This window comes from Sorangium sp. So ce128 (assembly GCF_051525245.1).
Taxonomy (GTDB): Bacteria; Myxococcota_A; Polyangia; order Polyangiales; family Polyangiaceae; genus Sorangium; species Sorangium cellulosum_B.
Genome location: NZ_CP150313.1, coordinates 1979751 through 2005852 on the forward strand (window position 1 = coordinate 1979751; position 26102 = coordinate 2005852).

22 protein-coding genes are annotated in these 26102 nt (G+C 71.2%); 14 read left to right on the plus strand and 8 right to left on the minus strand.

Features of this window, described 5'->3' with window-relative positions:
- Positions 1-4 precede the first annotated feature (4 nt).
- From WME82_RS07645 to WME82_RS07660, 4 genes are all read left to right on the plus strand, one after another.
- Entirely contained in the window at positions 5-475 is a 471-nt protein-coding gene (locus WME82_RS07645; protein ID WP_438042283.1) for a hypothetical protein, read from the plus strand.
- A gap of 373 nt (positions 476-848) precedes the next feature.
- Complete coding sequence (locus tag WME82_RS07650; RefSeq protein ID WP_438042284.1) at positions 849-2033, plus strand: hypothetical protein; 1185 nt, start codon at positions 849-851, stop codon at positions 2031-2033.
- A 482-nt stretch (positions 2034-2515) separates the two neighbouring features.
- Entirely contained in the window at positions 2516-3955 is a 1440-nt protein-coding gene (locus tag WME82_RS07655; RefSeq protein ID WP_438042285.1) for a hypothetical protein, read from the plus strand.
- A gap of 243 nt (positions 3956-4198) precedes the next feature.
- A complete protein-coding gene (locus tag WME82_RS07660) occupies positions 4199-4744 on the plus strand; it encodes a dihydrofolate reductase family protein (protein WP_438042286.1) in 546 nt (181 codons plus the stop codon).
- 637 nt (positions 4745-5381) lie between these two features.
- On the opposite strand, the gene WME82_RS07665 is transcribed toward WME82_RS07660, so the two are convergent.
- The gene (locus tag WME82_RS07665; RefSeq protein WP_438042287.1) at positions 5382-5663 is read right to left on the minus strand and encodes a hypothetical protein; all 282 of its coding nucleotides are present in this window, start codon (positions 5661-5663) and stop codon (positions 5382-5384) included.
- 24 nt (positions 5664-5687) lie between these two features.
- Between WME82_RS07665 and WME82_RS07670 the strand changes: the two genes are divergently transcribed.
- The 5 genes from WME82_RS07670 to WME82_RS07690 all read left to right on the plus strand — a co-directional run bounded on the left by WME82_RS07670 (position 5688) and on the right by WME82_RS07690 (position 11577).
- Positions 5688-8090, plus strand: a complete 2403-nt coding sequence (locus tag WME82_RS07670) for a Kelch repeat-containing protein (RefSeq protein WP_438042288.1) — start codon at positions 5688-5690, stop codon at positions 8088-8090.
- Between the two features lie 320 nt (positions 8091-8410).
- Positions 8411-8626, plus strand: a complete 216-nt coding sequence (locus WME82_RS07675) for a dihydrofolate reductase family protein (RefSeq protein ID WP_438042289.1) — start codon at positions 8411-8413, stop codon at positions 8624-8626.
- Between the two features lie 308 nt (positions 8627-8934).
- Positions 8935-10014 (plus strand): hypothetical protein, encoded by a 1080-nt coding sequence (locus WME82_RS07680; RefSeq protein ID WP_438042290.1) that lies wholly within the window; start codon positions 8935-8937, stop codon positions 10012-10014.
- Positions 10015-10301: 287 nt separating this feature from the next.
- Positions 10302-11162 carry a HipA family kinase gene (locus tag WME82_RS07685; RefSeq protein ID WP_438042291.1) on the plus strand — a complete coding sequence of 287 codons (861 nt, stop codon included), beginning with the start codon at positions 10302-10304 and terminating at the stop codon, positions 11160-11162.
- Positions 11140-11577: a DUF3037 domain-containing protein gene (locus WME82_RS07690; protein WP_438042292.1), complete on the plus strand. Its 438-nt coding sequence runs from the start codon at positions 11140-11142 to the stop codon at positions 11575-11577. The genes WME82_RS07685 and WME82_RS07690 overlap by 23 nt, the downstream gene beginning before the upstream one ends.
- Positions 11578-11606: 29 nt before the next feature.
- On the opposite strand, the gene WME82_RS07695 is transcribed toward WME82_RS07690, so the two are convergent.
- The 3 genes from WME82_RS07695 to WME82_RS07705 form a co-directional block, all read right to left on the minus strand.
- A complete protein-coding gene (locus WME82_RS07695) occupies positions 11607-12530 on the minus strand; it encodes a DUF808 domain-containing protein (RefSeq protein WP_438042293.1) in 924 nt (307 codons plus the stop codon).
- Positions 12531-12727: 197 nt separating this feature from the next.
- Positions 12728-13639: a ribosome biogenesis GTPase YlqF gene (gene ylqF, locus WME82_RS07700; protein ID WP_438042294.1), complete on the minus strand. Its 912-nt coding sequence runs from the start codon at positions 13637-13639 to the stop codon at positions 12728-12730.
- Positions 13640-13669: 30 nt separating this feature from the next.
- A complete protein-coding gene (locus WME82_RS07705; RefSeq protein ID WP_438042295.1) occupies positions 13670-14380 on the minus strand; it encodes a DsbA family oxidoreductase in 711 nt (236 codons plus the stop codon).
- A gap of 294 nt (positions 14381-14674) precedes the next feature.
- On the opposite strand from WME82_RS07705, the gene WME82_RS07710 reads away from it, so the two are divergent.
- Entirely contained in the window at positions 14675-15997 is a 1323-nt protein-coding gene (locus WME82_RS07710; protein ID WP_438044868.1) for a DUF6896 domain-containing protein, read from the plus strand.
- Positions 15998-16116: 119 nt separating this feature from the next.
- On the opposite strand, the gene WME82_RS07715 is transcribed toward WME82_RS07710, so the two are convergent.
- The 4 genes from WME82_RS07715 to WME82_RS07730 all read right to left on the minus strand — a co-directional run bounded on the left by WME82_RS07715 (position 16117) and on the right by WME82_RS07730 (position 21442).
- Positions 16117-16827, minus strand: coding sequence for a GNAT family N-acetyltransferase (locus WME82_RS07715; RefSeq protein WP_438042296.1), 711 nt, complete (start codon positions 16825-16827; stop codon positions 16117-16119).
- A 73-nt stretch (positions 16828-16900) separates the two neighbouring features.
- On the minus strand, positions 16901-18580 hold the full coding sequence (locus WME82_RS07720) for a rhomboid family intramembrane serine protease (RefSeq protein ID WP_438042297.1): 1680 nt from the start codon (positions 18578-18580) through the stop codon (positions 16901-16903).
- Positions 18581-18735: 155 nt separating this feature from the next.
- Positions 18736-20400, minus strand: a complete 1665-nt coding sequence (locus tag WME82_RS07725; RefSeq protein ID WP_438042298.1) for a protein kinase domain-containing protein — start codon at positions 20398-20400, stop codon at positions 18736-18738.
- Positions 20401-20668: 268 nt separating this feature from the next.
- Positions 20669-21442, minus strand: a complete 774-nt coding sequence (locus WME82_RS07730; protein ID WP_437747955.1) for an endonuclease/exonuclease/phosphatase family protein — start codon at positions 21440-21442, stop codon at positions 20669-20671.
- A gap of 79 nt (positions 21443-21521) precedes the next feature.
- Between WME82_RS07730 and WME82_RS07735 the strand changes: the two genes are divergently transcribed.
- The 4 genes from WME82_RS07735 (at position 21522) to WME82_RS07750 (ending at position 26091) form a co-directional block, all read left to right on the plus strand.
- A complete protein-coding gene (locus WME82_RS07735; protein WP_437744849.1) occupies positions 21522-21992 on the plus strand; it encodes a GNAT family N-acetyltransferase in 471 nt (156 codons plus the stop codon).
- 468 nt (positions 21993-22460) lie between these two features.
- Entirely contained in the window at positions 22461-24089 is a 1629-nt protein-coding gene (locus WME82_RS07740) for a sensor histidine kinase (RefSeq protein WP_438042299.1), read from the plus strand.
- A 183-nt stretch (positions 24090-24272) separates the two neighbouring features.
- The gene (locus tag WME82_RS07745) at positions 24273-25391 is read left to right on the plus strand and encodes a DUF4185 domain-containing protein (RefSeq protein WP_438042300.1); all 1119 of its coding nucleotides are present in this window, start codon (positions 24273-24275) and stop codon (positions 25389-25391) included.
- 145 nt (positions 25392-25536) lie between these two features.
- Complete coding sequence (locus tag WME82_RS07750; protein ID WP_438042301.1) at positions 25537-26091, plus strand: hypothetical protein; 555 nt, start codon at positions 25537-25539, stop codon at positions 26089-26091.
- The last annotated feature ends 11 nt before the right edge of the window (positions 26092-26102 follow it).

Sequence of the window (26102 nt, forward strand, 5' to 3'; positions counted from 1 at the left end):
TGTCATGAAGAAGATCGAGAGAGAGGACGAGGTGGACCGGCTCATCAAGCTCGTGGGCGCCGGGTCCTGGGACGTCATCCACGGGATCCTGGAGCGGCAGTTCTCCGTGCTCCACAACCGCGCTCAGGTGCTCATCGGTCTGTGCGGCATCGTCATCACCACGACCGGCTTCTCCGGCCGCCTCATCGCCGGCACCAGCCCCCACGCGCAGGGGCTGATCATCGCCGGCGTGGCGATCGTCCTGCTCTCCGCGACCCTGATCGTCTGGGGTGTGCAGCACATCCGCTGGCTCACCGAGCAACCGGGCGACGACCTGCGCGGCTGGCTCTTCGCCTCGCTCGCCTACCGCGATCGCAAGACAACGATCTACCGTGTCGCCATCGCGTTCCTGCTGGTCGGCCTCTCGTTTTATGTGATCGCCATTGCCATGATGCTACTCCACCCCACCGCGGCCCCGTCGTCGGGTGGGCGCTGAGCCCTGCGCCCCGATGACCGATGGGGCCTCGCCACGGGCACCGCGCGCCGCCGTCGCCTCGACATCACACCACGGCCGAGCAGCCAGGGACGCTCAGCCGCTGGCGCCGGCGGGCGCCCGCGCTCCGGACGCGACTTCGCAGGTGGCATGATGTGGCCTCTTCACGCGCATTGGCGCCGGCGTCGCTGATCGTGAAATGCGCTGAACTGTAACGACGGATCCACACGTCCGTGTTGTTGAGAAGTTGCTCTGTCCAGGATAGTCTCGTCCCGTGCTGTTTGGCTCGGAGGAGCTCGGGCGCGGTCGGAGCCGCTGAAGGCGAACGGCGGCATTGGCCGCGGGGCCTCGCGGGATGGATCTAGGAGGGGCTAGGATGAGAACAGTTCGTTCCACGGCGGGGTGTGGGTTGTTGGTTTTCGCGTTCGCCGTCATGGGTTGCACGGACAACCCCGCGAACCAGGACGGTACGGGCGGGGGCTTCCCCTTCCCCCCGAGCACATCGTCGGGCTTGACGGGCGCGACCAGCAGCTCGAGCGGCGCAGCAACCACCGGTGATGGCGGCGCAGGTGGTGGTGCCGGCGGCGGTGTGGGTGGAGGCGTCGTTGATCCGGGCGATGGCTGCCCTGGCTGCGCGCGGCTCTCCGTGCCGCTCACGAGGGCGATGCAGGCCACGCAGTTCATGATCTTCTTCCACGAGAAGGTCGACCTGACCGGCGCGACCGTCACGTTCCGCGTGAGGACCCGTGCCGGCACGAGCGGCGGTCTGCAGCCGTTCGTGCAGAACGGGGGCGATCTCGGCTATGCGAACATCGGCTACTCGTGGAATGCGCTTGCCGACCTGGGACAGTGGACGGAGATCAAGATCGATGTCGATGCGCTGGCTCCGACAAATACATTCTTCAACCGCACCGTGGTGGAGATGATCGGGGTTCAGGTCACGGCGGGCAACACGGGGCCCTGGGCCAATCCGACCGTTGTTGATGTCGACTACGTCACGGTCACGAGACCCGGCACAGGCGAAGGGGCTCCGAGCAGCCAGCGCTTCTCCTTTGGCCCCAGCGGGGAGCGCGGCGAAGGCGGCGCCGGGGGCGAAGGCGGCGCCGGGGGCGAAGGCGGCGCCGGGGGGATGAGCGGCGCAGGAGGCGCGGGCGGCACCAGCGGCGATGGCGGCGCGGGGGGTATGAGCGGCGCAGGAGGCGCGGGGGGTATGAGCGGCGCCGGAGGCGCGGGTGGGGTGGCCGGGGCCGGAGGCGCGGGCGGCGAAGGCGGCGGCAGCGCGAGCAGCAGCAGCAGCGCGAGCAGCAGCAGCAGCGCAAGCAGCAGCAGCGCGAGCAGCAGCAGCAGCGCGAGCAGCAGCAGCGCGAGCGGCGGAGGCGGCGGCGGCGGCGGTGAAGGCGGCGGCGGCGGCGAAGGCGGCGAAGGCGGCGAAGGCGGCGGCTCCAGCGTCGATGTGATTCATGTGAGGGGTCCGTACGAGTTCACGACGAGCGAGGAGCCGATGGTGGTCAACGACTACCAGCCCGTGGAAGGCTCGACGGTGACCCACGTCGCCCCGTGACCCCTGGCTATCCCGTGGCGCCCCCTGTACCCCGTCAGGGAGGTCCACGAGACACGTGTTGAAGCATCCATCTGCACCGATCTGACGACGATTCCGGACGCGACGGCGAGGGCTCGGCACGCTCGGCGAGCCGAGCGCGCTGCCGCGTCCGGAGGTGCCTTGAATGAACGAGGTGCGCTGTCGGTGGCGTCGTCGCGGCGACGACGGTCGCTGAGGCAGCGATTGGCATGAGAGCGGGCTGATCTGCGCTCTCGGGATGCCGCGCTGTGCTCGGGCTCGACTCCGCAGGTGGTCTCATGTGGCTGCCGCGCCTCGCTTTGCTCGACTCCGTAGGTGGTCGCATGTGGCCGCTGCGCCGCGCTCGGGCTCGACTCCGCAGGTGGTCTCATGTGGCTGCCGCGCTCGCAGCGGCGCCAGCGCCGAGCGATGCCAAGCGCGTTGGGTTTTGGTGACGGATTCGCACGTCCGGGCTGTTGAGAAAGTTGTCTGTCCAGGATAATGTCGCTGCTTGCGGGGCTGGCTCGGCAGAGATCGACTGCGGTGAGAGCCGCTCCGGCGAACGGCGGCTTCGGCCGCGCAGCCTCGCGGGGGCCTATCCAGGAGGGGTCACGATGAGATCAGTTCTTTCTTTGGCGTCGTACGGGGTGCTGGTCGGCGCGTTCGCCATGACGGGTTGCGGTGACGACGAGTCGACCGGCAGCGGCGGTGCGGGCGGGACGGGCGGCGGGAGCTCGTCCACCTCCAGCTCGTCGTCGAGCTCGACCAGCTCGGGCTCTGACGGCGGCGGCGGGGCGGGCGATGGCGGTTCAAACGCGGATGGCGGCGGGGGTGCGAGCGACGGCGGCGGCGGTTCGAGCGACGGCGGCGGCGGTTCGAGCGACGGCGGCGGCGGTTCGAGCGACGGCGGCGGTGGTTCGGGCGACGGCGGCAGCAGCCCGGGTGTCGGCGGCGGCGGCAGCTCGGGTGAAGGCGGCGGCAGCTCGGGTGAAGGCGGCGGCGGCTCGGTCCCGGAGGAGCGTTGCTCCGGCTGCGCGCGGCTGTCCGTGCCGTTCACGACCGCGAATACCGCGACGCAGTTCTTCATCGAGTTTGCCTCGCCGGTCGATCTGACGGGGAGCACGGTCACGTTCCGTGTGAAGACCCACGCCGGTACGAGCGGCGGCGTGCAACCGTTCGTGCAAAACGGGGCGGACCTGTTCTATGCGAACATCGGCTATTCGTGGAATCCGATCGCCGGGCTGGCAGACTGGAAAGAGATCACGATCGATGTCGACGCCTTGGCCCCATCGCGTCCCAACTTCAACCGCGCCCGGGTGAAGTTGATTGGACTCCAGCTCACGGCGGGCGGCACCGGGCCTTGGACCAACCCGACCGTCATCTACGTCGACTCCATCACCGTCACGAAGCCCGGCACTCCGAGCGCCGCGCGAGGCGCCGCACCGAGCGGCGAGCGCGGCGAGGGCGGCGCCGGCGGTGAGGGCGGCGCCGGCGGGTGGAGCGGCGAAGGTGGCGCCGGCGGCGAGAGCGGCGTGGGCGGCGCCGGTGGAACGAGCGGTGATGTCGGCGCCGGCGGCGAGAGCGGCGTGGGCGGCGCCGGCGGCGAGAGCGGCGTGGGCGGCGCCAGTGGCGAAGGCGGCACGGCCGGTGTCGGCGGCGAAGGCGGCACGGCCGGTGTCGGCGGCGCGGGCGGCGAAGGCGGCACGGCCGGTGTCGGCGGCGAAGGCGGCACGGCCGGTGTCGGCGGCGCGGGCGGCGAAGGCGGCTCGTCCGGTGTCGGCGGCGCGGGCGGCGAAGGCGGCGGCTCCAGTGGAGAGGTGATCCACGTGGTGGGTCCGTTCGAGTTCACGGCCGGCGCGGAGCCGATGGTGGTCGGCAACTACATGCCGGTGGCCGGCTCGTTGCTGACCCACATCGCCGAGTGATCCCGGGCCAGCCGGAGAGCACGCTGCACCGGACGCAGCGAAGCACGCACGGCGCGCCAGAGCATCCAACAGCCTGAACTCGTGACAACGCCAGCCGGAGGGGCTCGACAGCCCCCCGGCGAGCTTTCTCTGGTTGCGCCGGCGCGAGCTGCGCGATGAGAATGGCTTCGACGCGCCGAGACCCGGCGCGCTCGATGGATCGACCCACGGCGAGCTCAGGACAGCGTTTCAAGGAGGATTCGAATGAGAAAGATCGTCTATGACGTCGCGGTGACGGTCGACAACTTCATCTCGCACGAGGACGGCTCGGTGGACGGCTTCGCGATGCAAGGAGAGCACGCCGCCGATTACGTCGAGCGCCTGAAGGGCTACGACACCGTCGTGATGGGGCGAAGGACGTACGAGTGGGGCTATCCGTTCGGGCTTGTCCCGGGGAAGCGAGCCTACCCGCACATGGCACATTACATCTTCTCGAAGACCCTCCGCTTCGGCGAGGGCGCCGAGGTGGAGGTCGTGGACCGTGACGAGATTGCGGTCCTGAAGCGGCTGAAGGAGGGCGACGGGGCCGATATCTATCTCTGCGGGGGCGGCGCCTTCGCCGGCTTCCTCCTCGATCACGACCTCATCGATCAGCTCGTCCTCAAGGTGAATCCCATCGTCTTCGGGCACGGGGTCCGGCTCTTCGGCGGCAGCACCAGAAAGGTCGAGCTGGCGCTCCTCGGCGCGACGTCGTACACGAACGGCGTCTCGCTCCTCCGGTACGACGTGAAGCGCGGGGGCGCGGCCTGAGCGGCCGCCCGGGCGAGGGCGTGTCGCACGATTCCGTCGCGGCGCTTTTGTCGGGCGGGCGCTGAGCGCCGCAACTCGACGGGGCTGAGCCTGTTGCCGGGGCGGACAATACCAACAGGTTTGAGACAGGCCGCACGCCGCGTTCAACGACAAGGGCGGGACGCTCGTGTACATGCACGCTTAGCCTTCGCGCCGCTCTCGCGTGTCGAGCGCGTGAAGGACGCGTCTGGATGCGGTGCGCGTGGCGACGTGCATGGGGTCGCGAGCCTCTGGAGAGGCGACCGTTGCGCCTGTTCGCACCGAAGCGCGCGGAGCGTCGCTCAACGTGGCGGAAATTTGAACTTGACCGCGAGAAGCGAATCGACCAGATGGTGTGCGCTGTCTTTCAAATTTGCATCAACTTCTGATTTTTTTTGATCGAGAAGCGGGGTTCATCCGCGCCTGGGACGCGAGCCGCGATGGCGCATTTGGCCGGAAGCCGAGCTCTGCGTCGCCGTGTGCGGCGTGCGATCCCCGACCGCTCTCGATCGCAAGTCTCATCGAGCTCCATACCATGGGGGCCTGATGGGCTTTTCTTCCTGCCAAGGGAGTATCCATGACGCGTGTCCGTTTCGTGCTTCGGGGTTTACCTTTCGCATCATCCATATGGCTCACCGCGCTCCTCGTCGGAGCGATCTTCCTGAGCGGCCTCGGATGCGCGCTTGACGCCGGGCCGCCGGGGGGCGACGAGCTGCGTTTCCGCTTCCCTGGCCAGGCGGCACAGGTGCTCGAGAGCGACGAGGGGTTCGTCGCGGTCGACGAAGGCTTCGCGCTCGCCTCGACAGGCGGCTCGACCCGCGAGATCGAGGCTCTGTTCGAGCGCCGCGGCGGGCTGCAGGCCGCGCTGCCTGCGAGCGGAGAAGGGAAGGTCCGCTTCCATCTGCCCGGCGGCTTCGAGATCGGCGTGCGCGAGATCGGCGCCGAGGGCGAGGGCGCTGTCGTCGAGCGCGCCGTGGCGTATCGGCGCCAGGGCGGGACGTCGTTCTGGTCTGCGGTCGACGCTGGTTACGAGGAGTGGCTGCTCCTCGATGCCGGCGTGGCGCACGGCGGCGCACCGGTGGCGGCGTGGGAGGTCGACGGCGCGACGCTGCGACAGCAGGGCGACGCGGTCGAGGTCGTCGACGACGCGGGCGCGACGCAACTGCGGGTGACGGCGCCGGCGGCGTATGCGAGCGGCGGTCGGCCGGTTGAGGCGCGGCTCGAGATGCGCGGGGCGACGATCGCGCTGTGGGTCGACGCGGGCGGCGAGGAGGTGCTGGTCGACCCGGTGTGGGCGCCGACAGGAGCCATGAGCGCAGCGCGCTCCAGCTACACGGCGACGCCGCTCGGGAATGGCCAGGTGCTCGTCGTGGGCGGGCGCAGTCCGTCTGTGCTGGGGAGCGCCGAGCTGTACGATACGGCATCCAATACCTGGTGGTCGGCCGGAACGTTGGCCACGGCCCGCTACGGTCATACGGCGACGCTGCTCGGCAACGGCAAGGTGCTGGTCGTGGGCGGGAAAGGCAGCGGCTCGGTGGTCCATACGAGCGCCGAGCTGTACAATCCGGCATCCAATACCTGGACGGCGACCGGCGCGCTGGCCGCGGGCCGTGGCGGCCACACCGCGACGCTGCTCGGCAACGGCAAGGTGCTGGTCGCCGGGGGGGATAACGGCTCCGGTGTGGAGTTGGCGACCGCCGAGCTGTACGATCCGTCGACGGGCGTCTGGTCGCCCGCTTCAACGATGGGGGCGAGCCGCTCCGGGCACACCGCGACGCTGCTCGGGAACGGCAAGGTGCTGGTCGCCGGGGGGCAAAACGGCTCCGGTGCGGCGTTGGCGACCGCCGAGCTGTACGATCCGTCGACCGGCGCATGGTCGCCGACGGCCTCGATGACCGGGCCCCGCCATAACGCCACCGCGACGCGGCTCGTGAGCGGCAAGGTGCTCGTCGCGGGCGGTTACGACATTTCTGCCGACTACCTGCAGAGCGTCGAGATCTACGACCCGTCCTCGTCGCCACCCGCCTGGACGACGGCGACGCCGATGAGCAGCAAGCGCGGCGACCATACCGCGACGCTGCTCCCGAACGGCAAGGTGCTCCTGACGGGCGGGTGGAGCGCCCCCATGGTCGTCAGTGCAAGCGCCGAGGTCTACGATCCGGGAACCAACTTCTGGGCAGCGGCCGGGTCGATGAGCACCGTCCGCACCAGTCATACTGCGACGCTGCTGGGCAACGGCAAGGTGCTACTCGCGGGTGGGCTCAACTTTGGCATTCCATCCAGCACGTACTACTCGAGCGCCGAACTGTACGACCCGGCGGCCACGACGTGGGGGGCGGTCACGTCGATGTCTCACGCCCGCATTGCGCCGACCGCGACGCTGCTCAACGATGGCAGGGTGCTCGTGACGGGCGGTGACTCGTTGGGAACGAGGACCGAGCTGTACAATCCGGCGACGGACACCTGGGCGGCGGGGCCGTTGATGGCAACGGGACGCCAGTATCATACGGCGACGCTGCTCGGCAACGGCAAGGTGCTGGTCGTGGGCATTCGGAGCGTCGCGTCCCCCGCGAACGCCCAGCTGTTCGATCCCGCGACCGACACATGGTCGTCCGTAGGCTCGTCGACAAGCCCAGACCTCAACCGCATGGGGCACACCGCGACGCTGCTCCCGAACGGCAAGGTGTTGGTATACGGAGGGGTCAATCCCTCCGCCGCCCCCGACGACTACATGTACTCCTCGGCGCTGTTCAATCCGGCGAACAACGCCTGGTCGCCCGCCGACGACATGCCGATTGCCCATGCCTATCATGCCGCGACGCTGCTCCCGAACGGCAAGGTGCTCTTCTCGGGAGGTAGGAGCGAGTACGCAGCGCAGCACGCCGTTGCCGCGCTCTACGAGACCGATCTATGGACGGCCGTAGATCACATGGTGAAGAGCCGCGCCTATCATACGTTGACGTTGCTGAACACCGGCGAGGTGCTGGCGGTGGGAGGATGCGCCACGAACGTGACCCCGACCGTCGAGGTCTATAACCCGACGTCCGATCTCTGGTCCTCCGGTACTGAGCAGTTCTCCTATCGCTCGCATACCGCGACGCTGCTCAACAACGGCAAGGTGCTGCTCGCCGGGGGCATCGACAACACAGGGAACGTGACCCGGAACGTCTACATCTACGATCCCGCGACCGGTGACATGGACCTGACCGGGCAGATGAACGATGAGCGGTACGCTCATGCAGCGGTCCGGCTCGGGAACGGAAAGGTGCTGGTCGTAGGCGGCAGTGACGGCTCCGCCCTGCCGACCGCCGAGATCTACACCCCCTGACGTCGTTGGGGCGCCCCGTCCACGGGCCAGCCCGTCCGCCGACGACGCTGCCGGCGCGGCGCAGGCGCTAGCAGCGCGCGCCGGCCGCGCCGCCTGCCGTCCGCTTCCGCAAACCAGCCAAGATCCCGCGTGCGGCAGCTGAACAACGCCGCCGTGCGGCGCTTCCGCCCGCGAGGCGCCGCGCAGGTTGTGGGCGGCCGCCGCCTTGCACTCGACAATGATTCGACGATGACTCGACCACGCGGAGATCGCCCTCTACTACGCGCTCGGGAACCTGCCGGCGCCCGAATGGCTCACCCACAAATTTTTCTCAGGCATCTATGCTCTGCGGGGGCGGCGCCTTCGCCGGCTTCCTCCTCGATCACGACCTCGTCGATCAGCTCGTCCTCAAGGTGAATCCCATCGTCTTCGGGCACGGGGTCCGGCTCTTCGGCGGCAGCTCCAGGAAGGTCGAGCTGGCGCTCCTCGGCGCGACGTCGTACACGAACGGCGTCTCGCTCCTCCGGTACGACGTGAAGCGCGGGAGCGCGGCCTGAGGGGCCGCCCGGGCGAGGGCGTGTCGCACGATTCCGTCGCGACGCCGTCGTCGGGTCCGCCGCGGCGCTTTTGTCGGGCGGGCGCTGAGCGCCGCGCCTCGACGGAGCTGATCTGGTTACCGAGCTCACACGTTCGGGCTGTTGAGAAAAATTTCTGCCCAGGGTAGTTTGCGCCACGCGGCTGGCTCGGAGGAGCTAGCGGGCGGTGGCAACCGCCATGGTGAACGGCGGCCCGGGCTGCGTGGCCTCGTGGTGCACATCAGGAGAGGGTCAGGATGAGATCAGTTCTTTCTTTGGCAATGTGCGGGATGCTGGTCGGCGCATTCGCCATGACGGGTTGCGGTGATGACGACACCACCGGCAGCGGCGGTGCGGGCGGTGGGACCAGCTCCAGCACGACGTCGAGCTCCTCCCGCAGCAGCTCGACCAGCTCGGGCGGCGGCGAAGGCGGCGAAGGCGGCGCGGGTGGCAGCGACGGTGGCGCGGGCGGCGAAGGCGGCGAAGGCGGCGAAGGCGGCGCGGGCGGCAGCGACGGTGGCGCGGGCGGCGAAGGCGGCGCGGGCGGCAGCGCCCCCGACATCGGTCCCGGTCCGGAGGAGAGCTGCTCGGGTTGCGCCCGGCTGGCTGTGCCGCTCACCACGGCTTCCACGGGGACGCTGTTCCAGTTCGACTTCGCTCAGCTGGTCGACTTGACCGGCGCCACCGTCACGTTCCGTGTGAAGGCTCAGGCCGCCACCGGCGGTGGTCTGCAGGTCTTCGTGCAGAACGGCAATGCACGGAACGAAAATGAACAGAGCTGGGCGGGCGTCCCCTGGGCGTGGACGAGCTTCGGCGACCTGAAAGAGTGGACCGACCTCACCATCGACGTCGATGCCGCTGATGCGGCCGATGCCGCTGCCGGCGGGAAATTCGAGAGCACCGCGGTGAAGCGCATCGGCGTCAAGGTCGACGCAGGTGCCGAGGGGCCCTGGGCCAACCCGACCGTCGTCTATATCGACTCCATCACCGTCACGAGGTCGGCTAGCACGAGCGGTTCGGGCGGCGCGGGTGGTGCCGGCGGCGCGGGTGGTGCCGGCGGCGCGGGTGGTGCCGGCGGCGCAGGCGGCGAGGGCGGCTCGGCGGGCGCCACCGGCGAGGGCGGCTCGGCGGGCGCCACCGGTGAGGGTGGCGCTGGCGGCACGAGCGGCGAAGGCGGCTCGGCGGGCGCCACCGGTGAGGGCGGCGCTGGCGGTACGAGCGGCGAGGGCGGCGCCGGCGGCGCGAGCGGCGAGGTGGTTCATGTGATCGGTCCGTTCGAGTTCACGGACGGGCTGCAGGGCTTCCTGCTCGGCGATTACCAGACCGTGCCAGGCTCGAGGCTGGATCGGCTGGATCCCCTCGGCGAGTGATCCACGGGCCTGCGGCGCTCGCTCTCGCGCTGCTGCGCGGAGCGAGCGCCCGGGCCGCCTCCTCGATCATCGAGGGCGCGCTCCCCGGTGCGCCCCAGCCCGACCCAGCTTCCCCGTCTCACATAGCTGGGGGTGAGGGCTCTGTCCCAAGGCGGGCTCTTTTGAACCGCCAAGCCCGCCAAAGACGCCAAGAAAACACAAGAATCTTGGCGTCTCATGGCGTATTGGCGGCCCCATCCTTCCGGCGGGGCGCGGGATCCCCTCACCACCCGCTACGCTGACGCGGCATGATCCGAACCGTCCACACGACCCGCTACGTCACCCCGCTCCGAGAGGGCGGGTCGCTGCCGGCCCTCGTCGAGGCCGATGACGACGGGCTCTATGTCCTGAAGCTCCGCGGCGCCGGCCAGGGGCCGAAGGCGCTCATCGCGGAGCTCGTCGCCGGGGAGATCGGGCGCGCGCTCGGGCTCCCGGTGCCGGAGATCGTCTTCATGGAGCTCGACCCCGCCTTCGGGCGGGCCGAGCCGGATCCGGAGCTGTCCGACCTGCTCTCGGCGAGCGCCGGCTTGAACCTCGCCCTCGACTACCTGCCCGGATCGCTCGCCTTCCAGCCGCTCGCCGGCCCGGCGATCGACCCGGGGCTTGCGGCCGCCGTCGTCTGGTTCGACGCCTTCATGAGCAACGTGGACCGGACGCCCAAGAACCCCAACCTGCTCCTGTGGCACCGCCGCCTCTGGCTGATCGACCACGGCGCGGCGCTCTATGTCCACCACGCCTGGACCGACGCGACCGACCCGCGCGCCGACGCGGACGACCGCTTCCCGCTCGTCAAGAGCCATGTCCTGCTCCCGTTCGCGGGCGATCTCGCCGCGGCCGACGCCGCGCTGAGCGCCCGGCTCACGCCCGAGCGCATCGCGGGGATCGTCGCCGCGATCCCGGACGCGTGGCTGGCCGACCAGGACCCCCGCGCCCGGCCCTCGGGCGAGCGGCGGTCCGCGTTCTCGCCCGACGCGGCCGAGGCGCCGCAGCCCGACGCGGCGCCGGTCGCGGCGCGGCGCGCGGCGTACGCCGCCTACCTGACCCGCCGCCTCGCGTCGCCGCGGGGCTTCGTCGAGGAGGCGCTCGATGCAGCCCGTGCCCGGCGGTAGCCCTCCGGGCGCGCCCGCCGCCGACCCGTTCGATTACGCCGTGCTGCGCGTGGTCCCGCGCGTGGAGCGCGGCGAGCGCGTCAACGTCGGGGTGGTCCTCTTCTGCCGCGCCCGGGGGTTCCTCGACGCGCGCTTCGAGCCCGACGAGCGGCGCCTGCTCGCCCTCTGGCCCGACCTCGACCTGGAGGCGGTCCGCGGCCACCTCGACTTCATCCGCCGCGTCTGCGCCGGCGATCGGGCGTGCGGGTACGTCGCCGAGCTCCCCCAGGCCGAGCGCTTCGGCTGGGTGGTGTCCCCGGCGAGCACCGTCGTCCAGCCCTCGCGTGTCCACGCGGGCCTCGGCGCCGACCCGGCCGCGGCGCTCGATCGGCTGGTCGCGACGCTGGTGCGGCCAGGGCGGTCCGGACAGGGCTGATCGGCGCGGCGCGAGCCCGCGCTCCAGGGTCAGTGGCCGTCCTTTTCGCGGTTCATCGCCTGCTTCACCGCGGTCACGACGCCCAGCACGACCGCGCCGGCCGCGACGCCGACGATCATGTTGGCGAGCGACGGCACCACCGCGCCGAGCACGGCGCCGGCGCCCTGGGTCATGTCCTCGATGTGGTGGTGCAGCCACGGCACGCCGTGCGTCAGGATGCCGCCGCCGACCAGGAACATCGCCGCCGTGCCGGCGACCGACAGGCCCTTCATCAGCCACGGCGCCGCCTTCAGGATGCCGCTGCCGAGCGACTGCTGGAGACCGCCGCTCTGGCGGCTCAGGTAGAGGCCGGCGTCGTCGAGCTTCACGATGCCGGCGACCAGGCCGTAGACGCCCACGGTCATGAGCAGGGCGATGCCGGTCAGCACGGCGACCTGCGTGCCGAACGGCGACGCCGCCACGGTGCCCAGCGTGATCGCGATGATCTCGGCCGACAGGATGAAGTCGGTGCGCACCGCGCCCTTGATCTTGTCCCTCTCGAACTCGACGAGGTCGATCTTCGGATCGGAGAGCGCCTGCACGAGCTCGGCGTGGTGCGCCTCGTCCTCGTGCTTGCTGTGCAGCACCTTGTGGGCGACCTTCTCGAAGCCCTCGTAACAGAGGAAGGCGCCGCCGACCATCAGCAGGGGCGTGACGGCCCAGGGCGCGAAGGCGCTGATCGCCAGCGCCGCCGGCACCAGGATGGCCTTGTTGAGCATCGAGCCCTTCGCCACGGCCAGCACGACCGGCAGCTCGCGCTCGGCGTTGACGCCCGTCACCTGCTGCGCGTTCAGCGCCAGATCGTCGCCCAGCACGCCGGCGGTCTTCTTGGCGGCCACCTTCGTCAGCACGGCAACGTCGTCCAGCACGGTGGCGATGTCGTCGATCAGGGCGAGCAGGCTGCTTCCGGCCATGGAGTGAGGTCCTCGTCGGGTGAATGGGGTAGGGAGCGTAGGAGCGTAGGAGCGTAGGGAGCGTGGCGAACGTCACGGGCGGCGCCGCACGGCAGCCGTCGCGGTGGGCATGGTAGCGGGCGTCGGCGGCCTTCGGGTCGAAGATCCTGGGCGCCCACGTCGATCGGCCGGCCTGGCCGTCGGCGCCGCGCCGCGGCTCACGCGCTCTCTTCGATCCCCGACGGCGACTCCAGCCCCGGCGGCTCTTCCAGGCTGATGCGCCCGAGCCGGCCGGCGCGGAAGTCGTGGACCAGGATGTCCGACGCCTTGTGCAGGTCGACCGCCCCGCCGCTGCGCAGGCAGCCGCGGCGGCGGCCGATCTCCTCGATCAGCGCGGCGGCGGTCTCCGGCAGCTCCTTCAGCTTGTAGCGGGCGACGAGGAGCTCGGGGTAGCGCCGCAGGAAGTACCCCGCCGCGAACAGGGCGACGCTCTGGTAATCGATGGCCGTGTCGGGGATCGCCCCGCCCACGGCCAGGCGGAACGAGGCCGCCTCATCGTCGATCTTGGGCCAGAGGATCCCCGGGTTGTCGGAGATGGCCATGCCGGTCTTCAAGGTGACGAGCTGCTGGCTCTTCGTGACCGCGGGCTCGTCGCCGACCTTGGCGACCTTGCGCTCCATGAGCGCGTTGATGAGCGTCGATTTGCCGACGTTGGGGATCCCCACGATCATGGCCCGCACCACCTTGCCGGGGCCGTTCTTGGGGGGCGCGAGGCGCTTGCAGAGCTCCGGGATCCGGCGCCGCGCCTCGGACGACTGGCTCGCGGAGATCGCGATCGCGAGCACCTGGCCCCCCGGCGAGGCGCCGCGCTCCGCCTCGTCAGGCGGCGCGGCGCCCTCCGCCTCGAAGTAGCGGAGCCACGCCGTGGTGACGGCCGGGTCCGCCAGATCGCTCTTGTTCAGGACCTTGATGCACGGCTTCTGGCCGCGCAGCTCGGCCAGGACGGGGTTCTCGCTGGCCAGCGGCATGCGGGCGTCGAGCACCTCGATGACGACGTCCTGCGACGGCATCGACTCGGCGATCGTGCGCCGAGCCTTGGTCATGTGGCCTGGATACCATTGGATCGACATCCGCCGCGGAGCTCTATCACGCCCGGCGGGTCACGCGCACCCGTCCGGTCCGCAGGCCGCCCCCTCGGCGAGCGCCTGCTCGGGCGCGTCCGCCGCCTCGTCCCACGCCTTCTGGAGCACGCCGAGCAGGGCCTCGGCCGGCTGCGCGCCGGAGACGCCGTACCGCCCGCCGAACGCGAAGAAGGGGACGCCCGTGATGCCGATCGCGCGCGCCTCGGCCTCGTCGGCCCGCACCTCGCGCGCGTGGGCGTCGCTCGCGAGCGCCGCGCGGACCTCGTCCGGGTCGAGCCCCGCCTCGCCGGCGAGGCGCGCGAGCACCTCCGGCTCGCCGATGGCCTCACCCTCGGTCATGTAGCCGCGGAGCAGCCGCTCCTTCACCGCGTCCTGCATGCCGCGCTCGGCCGCGAGGTGGAGCACGCGGTGCGCGTCGAAGGTGTTGCCGGGCCGGACCTTGTCGAAGCGGAGATCGAGGCCGTCCGCCGCGCCCACCTCGGTCATCTGCCGGATCATCGCCTCGGCCTTGGCGACCGGCACGCCGTACTTCTTCGCGAGGCGCCCGGCGTAGGAGACCTCGGTGCCCTGCACGCGCTTCGCCGAGGGGTCGAGCTCGAACGCGCGCCAGACGACCTCGACGGCATCCCGGCGCGGGAACCTGGCGAGCGCGGCCTCCAGCCGGCGCTTGCCGACGTAGCACCACGGGCACGCGATGTCGGACCAGACATCGACACGGAGCTTCTTCATGGGGGTCAAGGTAGGGCGCCGCGGCGCCTCCGGCCAGGCGGCGTGCGTCGCGAGCCGGGGTTGGACAGTGGCGAGGTGCGCCAAGCCGCTCAAGAGATACATGCTTTGGCTGAGCGATGCGCGCGAGCGTTGAAAGGAGGTGATGTGTCGCCTGCTGGATGAGCCTTGCCGCGCAAGCCCAGCCGCGTCACGACGACGCCTGTGCATCCCGTCCTCGTCGCAGTTCGCGCCGTCCTGGCCGCGGGCCCGGTCGCCGCCGGTCCGCCTCCTGACCCGTGGCACGCATGGCTCCTCGTGGCGCTCGCGCGGCAGGTCGATCGGCAGCGCTGGCTGGTACGGGTCCAGCGTGAGCGCCTCTCTCATGCCTCCCGCCGTGGCGACGTACCGGGCATGCCGGGCTGGAAGTTTTACTTTCACGGCATCGGCCTCTGCCTGACGGCACCCGACGGCGAGACGATCGACGTCGATGATCACGGCGATGACGGCCTCACGATCGATCCTTGGTTCTTCACGCAGCGCATCCTGAGCCTCCCTTACCCCGCGCTCCCCGAGCGGCGCCTGCTCGCATTCCTTCCGACCGCTGACGCCATGACCGCCGCGATCGGCGAGCTCACCCGGGAGGGACTGCTCGTCCGCAACGAGCATCGGCACGTCTTCCGCGTCGTCCCTGAGATCGAGGAGAACGCCGGGGCGTTCGCCGCGATCGATTTCTCCGACGCGTCCCTCCGCGCTCGCTGGGCGGAGCACCTCGGCGATCACGAATTGCTCGCCGTCGAGCGGCCCTCGGCGGCCACCCAGGCGCGAGCCGCCGCGCAGCGCGACGCCTACAAGCGGTACTTGCGCGCGGGGATCGCGCGCGAGGCGACGGCAAGCGCGTTCATCGAGCCCCTCGAGACAGTGCTCGATCCGCCGGAGTTCGTCGATGTGTGCGCGGGGCTGATCGACGCGTCGGTGAACGCGACCTCTGGGCACGCGATCGAACGGCTCGACGTACACCCGGACTACCCGGTCTGCCCAGCGGTAGCCAGGCTGCTCGCCCGCGCGGATCCGGCGCTGCATCATCCCTACGCCGTGCACGCCGCGGCCCGGTACCTGCTGCGCCGCGGGATCGAGCGCGATCGCGCGGTCGAGGTGGTGCTGGCGTTCGCGGGCGTCGAGGTCGTCGCGGGCTACCTGGGCAACCCGTTCCTCGGCGAGCTTGCCCTGCTGCTCCTCGAGCACGCGCCTCCGCACGCGCTCGCCGCGCTCCGCCGGGGGCTGCGATCGAGCACGCCCGCGGTCCGGACGGACGTCGCCGCGGCGCTCGCGGCGCTCGGTCAGGCGTGGTGCCTTCGAGAGCTCCTGCTCGCGCTGGACGACGCAGCCACGTTCGAGGAATCGGCCTCCGTGCGGGCCGCGCTCTCGTGGATCGGATCGGACGAGGCGCGCGCGGCGGTCGCGCACTGGACGCAGACCCACGTCCTGCGGACGACGGAGGGCCCGGGCTATCGATGGGAGGAGATCCAGGAGGCCTGTGTCGATGAGTCTCTCGCGTACGAGTTCGACGAACGTCGCGCCTGGGCCGACGCGATCCGACCGGGGATCGATCCGGACTTCGACCGCGTGGTGTGGGGATGAAATGCAGGTATGCGCGCACGCGATCTCGATAAAGGGGTGCGGGGATGAGCACGTCACGCTGGAATGCCCTTCCCCCCGGGTGACGCGGCGCCGCCTCGCCGTCGCCCGGTCACCCCCGCTTACCGCGGCTCCCCCGCGCCCATCAGCGTAGAGAGGCTCTGCCGCTGGCGTCCCGCGCCGTCGAAGTTCGACGGGTCGAGCCAGCGCTCGAACGCCGCCTTCGCCGCCGGCCACTCCTTGTCGATGATCGCGTGCCACGCGGTGTCGCGGTTGCGCCCCTTGATCACCATGGCCTGCCGGAACACGCCTTCGAAGCGGAACCCGAGCCTCGCCGCCGCCGCCCGCGAGCCCGCGTTGAGCGCGTCGCACTTCCACTCGTAGCGCCGGTAGCCGAGCTCGTCGAACGCCCGCCGCATCATCAGGTACATCGCCTCCGTCGCCGCAGGCGTCCTCTGAAGGAGCGGCGAGTACCTGAGGTGTCCGACCTCGATCACGCCGCTCTTGGGGTCGATCCGCAGGTACGCCGCGACGCCGACCGCCCGTCCGGTCGTCGCGTCGATGATCGCATGGAACAGCGGATCATCGCCCAGGCACGTGGCGTCCATCCAGGCGCGGTAGTCCGAGAGGGTCGCGAAGGGCCCATAGGGCAGGTAGGTCCACCCTCGCCCTTCCGCGTCCGCCAGGTTGGCCGCATGGAGGTCCGCCGCGTGCTTTTCGGGGTCGAGCGGCTCGAGCCGGCACGTGCGCCCGATCAGGACCTCGCGCGGCGGCAGCGGCCGCGGCGTCCAGCCGGGGAGGGGGTGGCCGATCGGCTGCATCAGAGAATTCATGTGCTCCACGGGATCGCTATCTCCGCAAGGTGGTTTGCTCACGGCGCCAGCCGCGGGCGCCGACAGCCGCGGTTTACTGCGCTCCGATCGTCGCCGCCACCTTCTCCTCGATCCCTTCCCACGTCGCCGGCCGATCCGCCGTCGAGTAGGCCTGGAGCATCACCTCGCGGTCCCCGAGCACGACGACGTAGCTCACCATCTGCACGCCGTTCTTGAGCCCGTTCTTGACGCTCACCGCCGGCCGCCCGCCCAGCGTGACGCGCGCCGCCGGGCCCTTCGTGACGGTGTTCGCCGGCCGTTGCTCGTCGAGCACCTTGCGCTCCTGCTCGAGGAGGGCGTCCAGCTGATCGGGCGGCACCGGGCCCTCGAGCGGGAAGACGGCGACCTGGAACACGACGGGCGTCCGGGGCAGCTGGCCGTACGTGTGGAAGCGGACGCCGGACAGCTCCTCCACGGATGCGGCGCCCGCGAGCGCCTCCGGCAGGTCCAGGGCGACGCCCGTGTCCGCGACCGCGGTGCGCGTCAGCGCCGGCGGCGCGCGGAGCTCCCACGGGCGGCCGGCGGCGAACGCCATCGCCACGGACAGCGCCATCGCCGCGGCCGTCAGGGCGGCCGCCGCCGTGAGGAGGGGGCGCGGCCTCGGCTCGGCGTCCGCCGCGCGCTCGCGCCGGTCCACGGGCGTGAGGCCCCGGGGGAGGACCGTGACGACGAGCGCGAAGCCGACGACGCCGCCGCCCAGGTGCGCGAGAAGGTCGACGCCGGGCTGAAAGCTGTAGACGAGGTTGAGCCCGAGCGGCAGCCACGCGCGGCTGCGCATCTGCGCGATCATCGCGGGGGGCAGGAGCCCGTGCGGCCGGAGCGCGACGCCGATGCCGGCCGTCATGAGGCCCCAGATCGCGCCCGACGCGCCGACGCTCCACCGGTCCTCCAGCATCGCGCTCGCGAGCGACCCGCCGAGCGCCGAGGCCCCGTAGAGCAGGAGGAAGCGCCGCGGGCCGAGGAGCGCCTCGAGCATCGGGCCGAAGGACCACAGCGCCAGCATGTTGACGAAGAGGTGGATCGGGTCGGCGTGCAGGAACGCCGAGGCGAGGAGCCGGTAGAGCTCCCCATGGCGCACCGCCTCGCCGCTGTTGGCGCCCATGCGCCACAGCGCCGCCTCGTGGGTGCCCGAGCCGAAGGCGTAGCTCACGGCGAGGAGCACGGCGCACGCGATCATGAGCGTCGCCGTGACGCGGCGGCTGCCCCTCAGCCGGTCGGCGATCGCGCGCTCCTGCTGCGCCAGCGCCTGCCCCTCGGCGAGCGCCTCGGCGAGCGCCTCGGGCTCGAGCGGGCCCGCCTCGGCGAGGCGCTCGTGGGCCCGCTCGAGGGCCGGCAGGGCCTGCCCCTTCACGCGCGCGAGCCCGCCCGCGGCGTCGAGGTGGTGGAAGCCCATCGGCACGGGCTGCACGAACGGCGCGACCTTGGCGAGCGCGGCCTGGCCTGGGGCAGCGCCGCCGCCCACCAGCACGACGTGCGTCGGCGGCCCGCCCGGCTGCACCGCCTTCACGAGCGGCTCGAGCAGGGCGTGGAGCTCGTCGGCCGACGGGTCCCCCGGCGCCGTGACGAGCGCGATCTGGAGGGGCGCCGACCTGCCCGCGAGGAACGCCATGCCCGGGTCGCAGCGGAGCAGCACGAGGGCGTCCGGCCCGCCGAGCAGCGCGGCGAGCAGGCGGTCGCGTCGAGCCGCCGCGTCGTCCCCGGGCGCACGGTCCATGATCGGTAGATCCACCACGCTCGCTTCTCCTCCTGCTTCCTCCTCCTGCGAGAGGTCGCGCGGCGAGCGTAGCCGAAAGGCGGCGCGCGCAGGATCACGGAGCGCGCCCGGCGAGCTGCCGCGCTCGTCCCGGGCCGGCGCGCCCGGCCTCCTCGCTAGGGCATGTGCGACGCCCGCGCCGCGTGCGCCGCCACCTCGCGGCGGAGGGCCTCCGTGACCCCCGGCAGCTCCCTGAGCCAGTCCCGCGTCGGGCGATTGCGCATCAGCCAGGCGACGGCGTCGTCCATGGTGCTGAACACCTCGTAACGAAGCCGCGAGCGGCTCAGCAGGATGAACTCGATGGCCACGTTGCGCACGAGCGACGCCTTGAAGCCGTGGCCCTCGAACACCAGCGCGGCGCACATCCCGTGGGCCGCGAGCTCCCTGGAGAGCTCCGCGAGCGAGCTCCGGACCTCCCGCCCCGCCGGGACGGTGTTCTCCTCGAGGATGACCAGCGTCGCCTGCAGCTCGCTGCCGCGCTCGCGCAGGATGCTCCGGACCTCGCTCACCGCAGCTGCCGTGGTGTGCCGGCGCCAGATCTGGAAGAGGAGGCCCTTCCAGGTGGCGACGCAGTGATCTTCATCCAGCGCGTGGAGGAAAGGCCTCGTCGCCCAGCTTCCCCCCTCGCTGCGCGGCGGCGGCGAGCTCGCGGGCGGCGCGGGATCGTCGTGATCCCTGAGCGGCGGGGCCGCGAGCGTGCTGTTGAAGCAGGCGGTGACCGGGGCGGGCGGCCTCGCCGTGACCATGCCGGCCGGGGAGGCCTCGGGCGGAGGGAGCGAGCTTCGGCGACGCGCCGCCGCGGCGCCGAGCGACGCCTCCGGCGGCGGGAGCGAGGTGCGGCGACGCGACGCCGGCGCGGTCGACGCCGGCGCGGTCGACGCCGGCGCGGTCGACGCCACGCGCGCGGCGCCGTCGAGGAGGCGCTCGAGGACAGGGCACATCGCGGACGCGCTTTTGAAGCGGGCGAGGGGGTCGCGCTCGACACAGCGAGAGAACCAGGCGTCGAATCCGGCGAAGAAGGGCGGCAGTCCGAGCTCGCCCGCGCGCCGGCTCGCGGTGGGGATGGGCTCGAACAGGATTTCCCGGAGGAGCGACGGGACCTCTCGGCCCTGCCAGAAGGGCTTGCCGGTGAGGGCGAAGAACGCGAGGAGCCCGTAGGCCCAGACGTCGCTCTGGGGGAGCGCCCCCTGGCTCTCGCGCGCTTGCTCGGGGGCCATCCAGAGGGGCGTGCCGACGGCGGCCGTCAGCGAGGCGCGCGCGTCGGTGATGATCTTGGCGATGCCGAAATCGAGGAGCTTGACCCGCGGCGCGGCGCCGCCGCCGGCTTCCTCGAGAAAGACGTTCTCGGGCTTGAGATCGCGGTGAACGATGCCCGCGCCGTGCGCGTCCTCGAGCGCGCGCCCCAGCTGCCCGAGGACGCGGCGCGCCTCCGCGAGCGGGAGCGGGCCTGCCCGCGCGACGCAGGCCGAGAGGGTCTCGCCCTGGAGGAGCTCCATCGCGAGGTAGGGCAGGCCCGTCACGCCGTCGACGCCGGCGATCAGCACCTCGACGATGTGCGGCGACCCGATGAGCCCAGGAGCTCGCGCCTCTCGCTCGAAGCGGCGGCGCTCCTCCGGGTCGACGGCGCGCACCGGGTGCATGACCTTCACGGCGCGCTGGCGCGCGGTGCTGTGCTGGCGGCAGAGATAGACGCTGCCCATGCCGCCCGAGCCGAGCGGGCGCACGACCTCGAAGTCGCCGCCGATGATGCTGCCAGCTTGCAGGCCGTAGGGTGAATCCATGGCGCGGACCGAAGCGTTTGCGTACCGGAGCCCCCCGCGCGGGTCGCGCGCGATGCCGCCGATTCAATCATGTTGTCGGCCGCTGGCGAGCCGAAGACATCGCATCGTGTGCTGTTCCAGTGGCGTCGTCCCGGTCCGACCCGGTCACACCGGCGCTCCGTCCGTCGCTCGGGCGCTGCCGCCACCGCGCTCGCCGCGAGGATTGCTGAGCGAACGGTGCTTCGCCGTTGCAGTTGCAGAGGCGTGGACGGATCCGCGGCGCGCGGTGTCAGGAGAGCTCGGCGATGACCGCGTGGTGGTCGGACGCGGCGCCGACGTCGATGACGTCGGCCAGCGCGAGCCGGCCGGCGAGCCGCGGCGACAGCAGCACGTAGTCGGTCCGCGTCTCCACCTGCGCGCCGTCGCGCCCGCGCAGCGCGGTGAACCAGCGCGAGGAGCGCGGCCTCAGGAGCAGGGCGTCGGCCCAGCCGAACGCCTCGATCGAATCCATCGTGTCGAACCGCGGCGGGCTGCCGTACTTCTCGATGCCGGCCGCCGCGAGGCGCGCGCCGAGGTCCGCGGGGTAGGGGTCGCGGCGCGACAGCGCGTTGAGGTCGCCGGCGAGCGCCCAGAGGCCCGCGGCGAACCGGGCGGGCGGCACGAGGGAGAGCAGCCAGCGGGCCTCGGTGAGCCGGCGATCCTCGCTTCCGGCGTTGAGGTGGGTGCCGAGCACCACGAGCGGCTCGCCGCCCAGCGAGAGCTCGACCTCGACGAGGCAGTGCGCCAGCGCCTCGGGCGCGTGCACGCGCGCGCCGGCGAGCGGCGCCCGGCTGACGACGGCCACGTGGTTGCGCCTCCCGTTCGGGCGCGGGTTGGCGTTGCCCAGGACGGCGTGCCGCTCGCCGGCGGGCGCGCCGATCGCCTCGGCGACGGCCCGGAGCCGGGCGCCGTCCTCCCAGCCCACGCACTCCTGGAGGACGAGCAGATCGGGGTGCGCGGCGGCGACGATCGCGAGGATTGCCTCGAACCGATCCTCGCCGCCGAAGAGGATGTTGAAGGTCATGATCTTCACGGTCCGATCAGGCTAGCTCCTCCGAGGCCGGGGCGTGTGCGCGGAGCAGTCAAAAGGCGCGCTGAATCGGGTGGACGCAGCGCCCGAGACGGCGCACGAAGCGGGCATGGCCGGCGACGTCCTCCCGATCCGCAGCGACTCGCCGCTCTACGCCGCCGCGCTCCGCCTCCGGCGCGAGGTCTTCGTCGTCGAGCAGTCCGTGCCCGAGGACATCGAGATCGACGAGCTCGATGCCGTCGCGCAACACTTCGTGGTCCTCGACGGCGGCGAGGTCGTCGCGACGATGCGGATCGTGCCGTACGAGGGCGCGCTCAAGGTCGGCCGCGTCGCCGTCAGGAAAGACCTTCGCGGCGCGGGCCTCGGGCGGCGGCTGATGGAGGAGGCGATCCGCGTCGCCGGGGCCGAGGGCGCGCGCGCGCTGGTCCTGAACGCCCAGGTCGCTGCAGCGGCGTTCTATCGCAAGCTCGGCTTCGTCGAGGAGGGACCGATCTTCGACGAGGCGGGGATCCCGCACACGAAGATGGTCCGGCGGATGGCCTGAGCCCGCGGGCGCTGGGGATAGGAGTCCTGCCGGGGGGCGACGGCCCTCTGCGTGCTCGGCGCGCCACAGCAGGTCGCGACCTCTGCCGTTCCATCCGCGGCCGGACGGACCCCACGGTTTCGCCTGGGCTGCCCCTGTACCGATCGCAGACCCGAAGATGCCAAAAAACTCGTGGAGCGCGGCGCTGGGAGGCGTGACGAGAGGGCAGCGCGCGACTCCGCGCACGTTGCGCATCGCGGTGTTCGAAGACAATCTACCTGATCGATGATGTCGAAAGCGGGCGGGCGAAGCAGCGGATTGGACGGGCCTGGCCGCCCGCGCGAACGCCTTGGCTCACCTCTGCTCGGCTGGATCGGGATCATCCCACGAGCCGCGTGCGCCATCACCGTCGTGACCGCCGGGGCCGTCCTGGTGGGCTGGTGGCTCGATGTTCAGACTCTCAAGAGTGTTCATCCGACCTTCGTGACCATGAAGGCGAACACGGCGCTGGCCTTCCTTGCCGCCGCCGCGTCGCTGTGGCTCCATTGCCGCGCGGGAGCGAGCCTGTGGACGCGCCGGCTTTCGCGGGCGTGCGCCGGCGGAGTCGCTGTCATCGGGCTGCTCACCTTCCTGGAATACGCGCTGAACCAGCCGCTCCATGTCGATCAAATCCTCTTCCGGGAGGGGCCGGGCGCCGTCGGCACCCCTCACCTCGGAAGGATGGCTATCACGACGGCCATCTGTTTTCTCCTCCTCGGCTCGGCGCTGTGGCTCCTCGACGCGGAGGCGCGGGGCGTGCGCCGGCTCGTCTTCGCGATGGTCGTGCCGATCGCGTTGTTCGGGCAGCTGGCGGTGCTCGGATACGTGCTCGAGGTCGGGTATCTCTATGGCGTCGGAGCGACGACCGAGATGGCGTTGCATACGGCGCTGCTCTTTCTGGTGCTGTCTGCCGGCGTCCTGTGCGCGCGGCCCGAGCTGAGCGGCGTCGAGCTGCTGATGAGCGCGGGGGCAGGCGGCGTGATGGCACGCCGCCTGATTCTCGCCGCGTTCGGCGCGCCGTTCCTCCTCGGCTGGGCGATCGTGACGGGGCGGAAGCTCGGCCTCTACGATTCGGCGTTCGAGTCGTCGCTCCTCGTCGTCGGCTGCATCGTCCTCATCGTGCGCCACCTCTGGAAGAGCGCTGCCGCGCTGGAATGCATCGACCGGGATCGGGGGAGGGCCGTAGAAGATCGCGGCCGACTCGCTCTCCGTGAGGAGGCCGCGCAGGCTGCCGTCCGAGAGAGAGACGAGTTCCTCTCCATCGCGTCCCACGAGCTCAGAACGCCCATCGCCGCGCTCCAGCTCACGCTGCAGGCGCTGGAGCGCAGGCTCGGCGGCGACGAGCCGGCGACCCTCCGGCACGACCCCACCGCCCGAGCGGTGGAGGGGAGCCTTCGACAGGTCGCGCGGCTGACGCGGCTCGTCGATCAGCTGCTCGATCTGTCGCGCATCAAGGCGGGGCGCCTCGAGCTCGAGCCGGAGAGGGTCAATCTCGCCGAGGTGGTGCGTCAGGCCGTCGAGCCCCTCCGGGGGGTGCTGATGCAGGCGGGCTGCTCGCTGCGTCTGCACGTCGAGCGCGAGATCCTCGGTTGCTGGGACGCGCTGCGGATCGAGCAGGTCGTGACGAACCTCGTGTCCAATGCGCTGAAGTATGGCGCGAACGCCCCCGTCGAGCTCAGCGTACAGCGACGCGGGGACACGGCGGTGATCGCGGTGCGCGATCATGGAATCGGCATCGCCCCCGAGAACACGGCGCGGATCTTCGAGCGGTTCGAGCGCGCTGTCTCGTCGCGCGACTACGCCGGGGTGGGCATCGGCCTCTTCATCGCCAGGCAGATCGTCGAGGCCCACGGCGGCTCGATCCGGGTCGAGAGCGCGCTCGGCATGGGTTCGACCTTCGTCGTCGAGCTGCCCATCGAGCACGCGGTGGAGCCGCTGGAGGCAACGCGAACCCGGCCGGAGCGGAAGCGCTCGCAGGCAAAACGACGCTCGCCGGAGAGGACGAAGTCCGTCGTCGAAGACGATGCCGAGCTGAGTGCCAAGCTGGTCGACCTGCTCGACAAGCCGTCGATTCCTTGAAGAAGCCTATCCAGATCGACAGGTTGCTCCGCATCGTCGACCGGCCCCGCTCGGAGCCCGCCCCTCCCTCTCCGCCGCTCTGCCTCACGAGAGGCTCTCCGGTGTACGAGACAAGTCGAGCCCTCGAAGGCAGAATTCTGCTCCGACGAGCGGCGCCGTCCGCTGTCGTGGGATGATGGCGTCATGAGCTCTGTACGCCGCTCCGTCACGCTCGCCCGTTCTGTCCCCATCGTCATCGTGTATCTGGTCCTCGCGGCGTGTGGCGGGGAGCCGGGCCCAGGCGTCGCGTCTGCCGAGGAGATCGGCGTCATCGAGAAGGGGGCGTGGATCGAAGGGCGTGACGGTGGGGACAGCGCTGTCGCGTGGGGCAAGTCGGTCTGGGTCTATGGCGATACCGTTCTCACGCAGGCTGACGAGGCCGGGACGAACTGGCACCATAACTCGTTCGACATCTCGGACGATCTCGACGCGTCCGACGGCATCGGTGGCTTCTCCTCGCCGGCCGACGGCGTGGGGGCGCCGGGGTATTTCATCGCGCCCACCGCGGACGAGCAGGCGTTCAACGACGCTCACGCCGGCGATGACTGCGCCGAGGCGCCGTGCGGCGCCCGCTGGGCCGTGTGGCCCGGCGCGCCGGTGTTTGACGCGGCGCGCGACCGGGCCTTGATCCCTTACGGCCTCATCTACGCGGAGCCGGGCGACTTCAACTTCCGTGGCGTGGGCCAGTCGTTCGCGATCTGGGAGGGCCTCGATGAGGCGCCGGAGCGGCCGATCGTCGATGCGAGCGCGGAGCACCCCGATCTTCTCTTCGGGGAAGGGGACCCAGGCTGGGGCGCCGCGCTGGTCACCCACGGCGATGACCTGTACACCTTCGCGTGCGACGGCAGTCTGTCCAAGCCGTGCAGCCTCGCGCGCGTGCCGCTCGAGACGCCCCTCGACCGGGGCGCCTTCCGCTACTTCGACGGCGATGGCTGGAGCGACGACGCCGGGGATGCCGCAGAGCTGTTCGACGGCGCGCCCATCATGTCCGTCTCGTACTGTGAGCACCTCGGGGCGTGGCTCGCGGTTTACTCGCCCCCGTTCGACCACCGTATTGTGGCGCGCACCGCGCCGGACCTCACCGGCCCCTGGTCGGACGAGGCCACCCTCTATACGGCCCCCGAGGAGCGCGCGCCGTACGACTCGGTTCATCACGCAGAGTACGAGGAGGACGGCGGCCGGGTGCAGTACATCACGTACTCGCGGCCGACGAGCGGCTGGTTCGGGTCGGAGTTCGCGCTCGTCCGCGTCGTGCTGAAGTGACGGGCGAGCGCTCGCCGCCGCTCGTCACCCCCTGTCGCAGGCGGCCGAACGGATGCGGCGCGACGCGCGTTCTGCTCTGCATGACGGGGTTGGGGACGCCGTCTACGTTCGGTTGGCGATCGACCTACTCTCGGAGGGGATGACCATGACGGCAAGAGCTTGGCTGGTGGCGCTCGCGATGTTCACGGTTGCCGGGTGCGGGAGCGACGGGGGAGAGACAGGGAGCGCGACGTGCACGGGTGCAGGGTGTGCGTGCAGCGGGTTCGACTGTGAGTGCGTGGCGGGCGCCGATTGCAAGACCGAGTGCGGCTCGACGTCGTGCTCGCTCGACTGCACGACGGACGCCAAGTGCAACGGCAGCAGCGAAGGCGCGCTCACGCTCCAGTGCATCGACACGAGCGAGTGCAAGGGCAACGGCGGCGACGGCAGCGTGATCACGTGCGCGGAGCAGTCGAACTGCGACCTGAAGGCGGACGGCGGATCCACGGCGGTCTGTCGAGATCAGGCCACGTGCAAGTTCAACCTGGGCCCCGGCGCCACGATCCGGTGTGAGGACGAGAGTCACTGCGATCTCAAGTGCGACGTCGATTGCGTTGCGACGTGCGCCGAGACGGCGGAGTGCAAGGTGAGCTGCGGCGCTGACAGCACGCCCGGCGTGACGTGTCCAGACGGACGGCTGGTATGCGGCGCGGACTGCTGAGGGGCAATCTC